Source organism: Micrococcus sp. ACRRV (assembly GCF_022346985.1).
Taxonomy (GTDB): Bacteria; Actinomycetota; Actinomycetes; order Actinomycetales; family Micrococcaceae; genus Micrococcus; species Micrococcus porci.
Genome location: NZ_JAKRNH010000128.1, coordinates 1 through 6,273, shown reverse-complemented (window position 1 = coordinate 6,273; position 6,273 = coordinate 1). Strand labels below are relative to the sequence as shown.

Genomic DNA, 6,273 nt, shown 5'->3' with positions numbered 1-6,273 from the left:
GGGTGCGGACCGGCGGGCTGCAGGATCGCCACCTGCAGGGCGATCACGGGCACCGCGAGCACCAGGGGGGCGATCAGGAGCGGGGCGCCGAGGCTCACCGAGCCCTGCGTGAGGGAGCCCAGGACCACCATGGTGAGCAGGAACAGCACCGGCGCGGCCACCGCGACCGCCCACACGGCGGCGAACAGGGCCGCCGCGGCCCACCGCCACAGTCACCGCTGCGGCTCCGCGGTGTCCGGTTCGGACGTCCCGAACATGTTCCAGGGGACGTCGGGCAGCTGCAGCAGCGCCCACACGGCCCAGATCGTCACCCCCAGGCCCGCCGCCGTCAGCAGTCAGCCGGCCACGGCCCAGCCCCGGCGGCCGGTCGCCTCGTTCTCCGCGCCCATCCGGCTCCCCCTCCTGTTCACGTGGTCCCATCAGACCACGGCGGGGGTCAGAACACGAGACTCGCCAGCGTGTGGATCGCCAGGCCGGCCAGTGCGCCGACCACCGAGCCGTTGATGCGGATGAACTGCAGGTCCCGGCCCACGAGGTTCTCCAGGGTGTCCGCCGTCTGGCGGCCGTCCCAGCGGGCCACGGTCTCCTCGATCACCCCGGTCAGAGCGGGCCCGTAGGAGCTCAGCGCGTAGGAGGCCGCCGCGCGGGCGCGCCCGTCCACGCTGGCCTGCAGCGCCGGGTCCTCCTGGAGGCGGACGCCCAGGTCCACGAGGGCGTCCACGAGCGCCCGATGGAGGTCCGAGTCCTGGTCCTCCAGGGCGGCCAGGAGCGAATCCCGCAGGGTGATCCAGGCCCGGCCCGCCCACGCGCGCAGCTGCTCGTCCGCGAACAGGTCCGCCTTGAACCGCTCCACCGACGCGCGGGTGGCCGGGTCGTCCCGCATGTTCCCGGCCAGGCGGGCCAGCCAGTCGTCCACGGAGCGGCGCGCCTCGTGGTCGCGGTCGGCTCGCACGCCCGCCAGGTACTTCAGGGTCTCGGCGTGCAGGCGCTCCGCCAGGAGGCGGTCCACCAGGTCCGGGCTCCACTCGGGCGAGCGCCGGCGCACGGTCTCGAGGAACATCTCCGGGTGCGTCGCCACCCAGTCGCCGGTGTGCTCGACCACCAGGTCCACGACCTTCTCGTGGTGGCGCCCGGCCAGCACGTCCTCGAGGACGCCGGCCAGGGTGGGCGACCAGTCCGGCTCCACCATGTGACGCTGCATCAGCTGCTGCAGGAGGTCCTGCACGGCGTCGTCGTCCGTGGCGGCCACCGCGCCCCGGGCCGCCATGGCGATCTCCCCGGCCGCCTGGACCGCGTGGGGCCGCTCCCGCAGCCAGCCGCCGGCCGCGCGCGCCACCTGGAGCCCCGCCACCTTCTCCCGGGCCACGTCCGAGTCCAGGAAGTTCTCCTGCACGAACTCCGTCAGCGCGGCGCCCAGCTGGTCCTTCTTCTCCGGGATCAGCGCGGTGTGCGGGATGGGCAGGCCCAGGGGGCGGCGGAACAGGGCCGTGACCGCGAACCAGTCCGCCAGCGCGCCCACCATGCCGCCCTCCGCGGCGGCGCGCACGAACCCCCACGCCGGGTGCATGCGCTGCAGCGGGAAGGCGACGGCGAACACCACGGCCAGCACGATCAGCAGCCCCAGCGCCACGGCCTTCATGCGCCGCAGCCCCGCGGCGCGCTCCAGGGCGGCCGGGGTGAGCGGGAACGGGGAGTCGGCGGGGATGGGGGACGGGGCCATGCACCGAGCCTAGCGGCGGCGCCGGACGCGGCAGCCGCCGTCGTCGTCGGTTCACCTGCCGGTCGGGCGCACGTCGGGTGCGCGTCGGGGAGCGGCCAGCCGGGCCGCCTACCGTGACGGGCGTGCTCCCCCTCGTGATCGCCCACCGCGGCGCGTCCGCCGCCTTCCCCGAACACACCCGCGCCGCCATGCTGCACGCCCTCGCCGTGGGCGCGGACGGCATCGAGTGCGACGTCCAGCTGACCCGGGACCGCCAGGTCGTCCTCTGGCATGACCCCACCGTGGACCGCACCTCCGACGGGCGTGGCCCCCTCGCCGACCACACGCTCGCGCAGCTGCGCGCCCTCGACGTCGTCTCCTGGCACCAGGGCATGGGCAGGGACGCGCCCGGCGACGCCGCCGGGCGCGTCCCCGCCGTCTACGGGCGCCGTGACGAGCAGGTGCTCACCCTGGCCGACCTGCTGCGCATGGTGCTGGCGGCCGACCGCCCCCTGCGCCTGGCCGTGGAGCTGAAGCACCCCTCGCCGTTCGGGCACGAGCTGGAGGAGCGGGTCCTGCGCGAACTGGTCGCCGCGGGCTGGGACGCAGAGACCGGGCTGATGGGCCAGGTGCGGGTGTCGCTCATGAGCTTCCACCCGGGCGCCCTCCAGTACCTCGCCCCACTGACCGGCCCGGACGCCCTGTGCCCGCTGATCGACCTGGTGCCGGACGAGATCCCCTCCCGTCTGGCCCGCGGGCCGCTGAGCCGGGCGGCCGTGCGCGCCACGGTGCGCCAGTCCCTCGCGGACGCCGAGACGATGGTCTGGCGGGGGCGGGCCGGGCTGGCCGGGCCGTCCGTGGCCTACGTGCGCAGCCACCTCGCGGACGTGAAGGCGTGGCTGGCCTCCGGCCGGCGCCTGCGGGTGTGGACCGTGGACGAGCGGGAGGACGCCCTGTTCCTCGCCGCCCAGGGCGTGCAGGAGCTCACCACCAACCGGCCCGCGGACGTCCTGCGCTGGGTGACGCAGGCGGCGACGTCGGCCTCCCCCGGTGCGCTTTCGGGGCGGGACGTGCCGTCACCCGCCGCGAGGTAGGGGCAGGTCCCGCCCGCACAGCCGAAGGGCCGGGGACGAGCCGAGGCCCGGGCGCCGTGCCTCAGCCCAGCGTCCAGGCTTCGGCCTGCTCCACCACGTGGTGGGTGAGCTGGGCGATCGCCATCTCCTCGTCCGTGGGGACCACCAGCACGGGGATCGCGGAGTCATCGGTGGAGATGGTGCGCGGCTCGTCGCCGCGGACCATGTTCCGCGCGTGGTCGTAGCGCACGCCCAGCGGCTCGAGCCGGTCCAGCACGCGCGCCCGGAACGGGGCGGAGTTCTCGCCGATGCCCGCGGTGAACACGATCGCCTTCGCCCCGCCCACGGCCACGTGGTAGCCGCCCACGTACTTCGCCAGCCGGTAGGACGCGATCCTCAGGGCGTCCCGCGACGCCCGGTGCCCGGCCTCGGCGGCCTCCAGCACCTGGCGCATGTCGGCGTTCCCGGACAGGCCCAGCAGGCCGGACTCCTTGTTGAGCATGGCGTCCACGTCCTCGGCGCTCATGCCGTGCGCGGTGATGAGGTGGGTGACGATCGAGGGGTCGAGGTCGCCCGAGCGGGTGCCCATCACCAGGCCGGCCAGCGGGGTGTACCCCATGGACGTGTCGATCGAGCGGCCGCCGCGGATCGCCGTCGCGGACGCGCCGTTGCCCAGGTGCAGCACCACCCCGTCGAACTCGCTCCGCTCCAGGCCCAGGTGCTCCGCGGCGAGCCCGGTCACGAGGTCGTGGCTGGTGCCGTGGAAGCCGTACCGGCGGATGCCGTGCTCGGTGTAGAGCTCGTCCGGGATCGCGTACTGCCAGGCCTCGCGCGGCATGGACTGGTGGAAGGACGTGTCGAACACGACCACCTGCGGCAGGTCCGGCCAGCGCTGCGCCACGGCGCGCAGACCCTGCGCGGCCGCCGGGTTGTGCAGCGGGGCGAGCGGGGCCAGGCGCTCGATCGCGCGGATGACCTCGTTGGTCACCAGCTCCGGGCGCTGGAAGCGCTCGCCGCCGTGCACCACACGGTGCCCGGCCGCGGCCAGCCGGCGCGAGCCGACGACGGCGATGATCTCCGCCTCCACCCGCTCCAGCGCGGCCGCGTGGTCCGGCACGTCGGAGCCGGGGACGCCGATCCGCTCCACGAGCCCCTTCAGGACCACCGGCTGGTCGGTGTCCCGGCCGTCGGGGGTGAGCTCGCGCACCTGGTACTTCAGGGACGAGGAGCCGGAGTTCACCACGAGCACCAGCAGGGCGTCCTCGGGCAGCTGCCGCGCGGACACGGTGGGCAGGGTCATGGTGGCGGGGGAGGCGGTCACGGGGCGTCCTTCGGGGTGGGCTGCGGGGACCCGGTCTGGGCCTGGATCACGGTGATCGCCACCGTGTTCACGATGTCCTCCACGGTGGTGCCGCGGGAGAGGTCGTTGACTGGCCTGTTCAGGCCCTGGAGGACGGGCCCGACGGCGACCGCGCCCGAGGACTGCTGGACCGCCTTGTACGTGTTGTTGCCGGTGTTCAGGTCGGGGAACACGAACACGGTGGCCTGGCCGGCCACCTCGGAGCCCGGCATCTTGGATGCGGCCACGGAGGCGTTCACGGCGGCGTCGTACTGGAGCGGGCCCTCCACCTTCAGCTCCGGGTGGGCGGCCCGCACCAGCTCGGTGGCGGCGCGGACCTTGTCCACCGCGTCACCGGAGCCGGAGGCGCCGGTGGAGTAGGAGAGCATCGCGACGCGCGGGTCCACGCCGAACTGCGCGGCGGTCTCCGCGGAGGCGGCGGCGATGTCCGCGAGCTGCCGGGCGTCGGGGTCCGGGTTCACGGCGCAGTCGCCGTACACCAGGGCGCGGTCCGGCAGGAGCATGAAGAACACCGAAGAGACGATCGACACCCCCGGCTTCGTCTTCACGAACTCGAGGGCCGGGCGGATGGTGTTGGCCGTGGTGTGGGCGGCGCCGGAGACCATGCCGTCGGCGTCGCCGAGGTGGACCATCATCGTCCCGTAGTAGGCGCCCTCGAGCATGACCTCGCGGGCCCGCTCCAGGTCCACGCCCTTGTGGGAGCGCAGCCTCCGGTACTCGGCGGCGTAGCGCTCGCGGTCCTCGGACGTGGCCGGGTCCACGAGGGTGATGCCGGTGAGGTCCACGCCCTCGCGGGAGGCCAGCTCCCGCACCTCGGCCTCGCCGCCGAGCACCACGAGGTCGCAGACGTCGCGGCGCTGGAGGATCTCCGCGGCGCGCAGCACGCGGGCGTCCTCGCCCTCGGGCAGCACCACGGTCCGCCGGTCTGCGCGGGCCCGCTCGATCAGGTCGTGCAGGAAGCGCAGGGGGGTGACGACGTCGGTGCGGGGCAGGTCGATCCGCTGCAGCAGCTCGTCCCCGTCCACGCGCTGGTGCCACGTGCCGAGCGCGGCGGCCGTCTTGCGGGGCTGGGCGCTGGAGAGCTCGGAGCGCACCCGGGAGACGTCGGCGGCGGTCCCGAACGTGTCGTCGTCGGTGGCGAGCACGGGGAACGCGGCGTCCTGGTAGAGGCGCTGCAGCTGGGCGTTCGGGAGGATCCCGTTGGTGAGGATCATGCCTGAGGGCGTGGGGAAGTCCGGGGTGAGGGAGGAGGCCAGGGTGGCCAGGATCGCGTCGGAGCGGTCGCCGGAGACGATCACCAGGGCTCCGTCGCGCAGCACCTCCAGGAAGTTGCCGCCCTCCATGGAGACGGCCTTGACCTCGGTGACGTCGCGGTCCTGGGTCGGTCGGCCGGCCACCTGCTCCAGGTCGAGGGCGGCGGCGACCTCCGCGACGGACGGGTGGGCGAGCTCGGGCAGCTCGGGGAGCACGTACACGGGCCAGGAGCGGCGGCCCGGGCGGATGGCCTCGGCGATCTCGTCCAGCCGGCCGGCGTCCGCGCGGTTGACCATCACGGCCAGCAGGTCCGCGCCGGCCTCGGCGAGGGCGTGGCGGGTGAGGTCGACCGCGTCGGCGGCCTCCTGCGCGCCCAGGCCCGCCCCGGAGACCACGGCGACCACGGGTGTGCTGAGGTTCAGCGCGAGCCGCGCATTCAGCTCGAGGTCCGCGGCGGCGTCGGCTCCCGTCAGGTCCGTGCCCTCCACGACGACGACGCCGCACTCCCGCGCCATCCGGTCGTACACCTCGACGCAGCGCTCCTGCAGCTCGTCCCCGCGGCCCTCGGCCATGAGGGAGCGGGCCTCGGCGGCGGTGATCCCGCCGCGGGCCTGCTCGGCGGTCAGGCCGAACTGCTCGCGCATCAGCAGGACCATGGGGTCGGCCTCGACGTCGTCGCCCGGGACCACGGGGCGGAAGTAGCCGACCGTGCCGGAGCGGCGGTACAGGGAGTCGGCGAGGCCCAGGCTCACCAGCGACTTGCCGGCGCCGGCCGTGGTGGTGGTGACGAGGATCCCCTGCGGCATGCTGCCCCTTCGACGTGTTCGATGTGCGGCGGATGGTCTCCCGTCAGCGTAGGAGGCGGACGCGCGGGGCGGGGAGGGGCG

4 protein-coding genes are annotated in these 6,273 nt (G+C 74.6%); 1 reads left to right on the top strand and 3 read right to left on the bottom strand.

From position 1 onward, the window contains the following. Nucleotides 1-436: 436 nt before the first annotated feature. The gene (locus MHY29_RS10855) at nucleotides 437-1,720 is read right to left on the bottom strand and encodes a DUF445 domain-containing protein (RefSeq protein ID WP_239241177.1); all 1,284 of its coding nucleotides are present in this window, start codon (nucleotides 1,718-1,720) and stop codon (nucleotides 437-439) included. Nucleotides 1,721-1,842: 122 nt separating this feature from the next. Here MHY29_RS10855 and MHY29_RS10850 point away from each other — a divergent pair, with 122 nt between their 5' ends. Continuing rightward, on the top strand, nucleotides 1,843-2,793 hold the full coding sequence (locus tag MHY29_RS10850; RefSeq protein WP_239241168.1) for a glycerophosphodiester phosphodiesterase family protein: 951 nt from the start codon (nucleotides 1,843-1,845) through the stop codon (nucleotides 2,791-2,793). Between the two features lie 61 nt (nucleotides 2,794-2,854). Here MHY29_RS10850 and MHY29_RS10845 read toward each other — a convergent pair whose 3' ends face one another. Then, a complete protein-coding gene (locus MHY29_RS10845; protein WP_239241179.1) occupies nucleotides 2,855-4,027 on the bottom strand; it encodes an acetate/propionate family kinase in 1,173 nt (390 codons plus the stop codon). Between the two features lie 62 nt (nucleotides 4,028-4,089). After that, on the bottom strand, nucleotides 4,090-6,192 hold the full coding sequence (pta, locus tag MHY29_RS10840; protein WP_239241166.1) for a phosphate acetyltransferase: 2,103 nt from the start codon (nucleotides 6,190-6,192) through the stop codon (nucleotides 4,090-4,092). Nucleotides 6,193-6,273: the final 81 nt, after the last annotated feature.

Bases quoted from the DNA above. Each gene is read 5' to 3' on its own strand.
- MHY29_RS10855 (WP_239241177.1), bottom strand. From the start codon at position 1,720: ATGGCCCCGTCCCCCATCCCCGCCGACTCCCCGTTCCCGCTCACCCCG.
- pta (WP_239241166.1), bottom strand. From the start codon at position 6,192: ATGCCGCAGGGGATCCTCGTCACCACCACCACGGCCGGCGCCGGCAAG.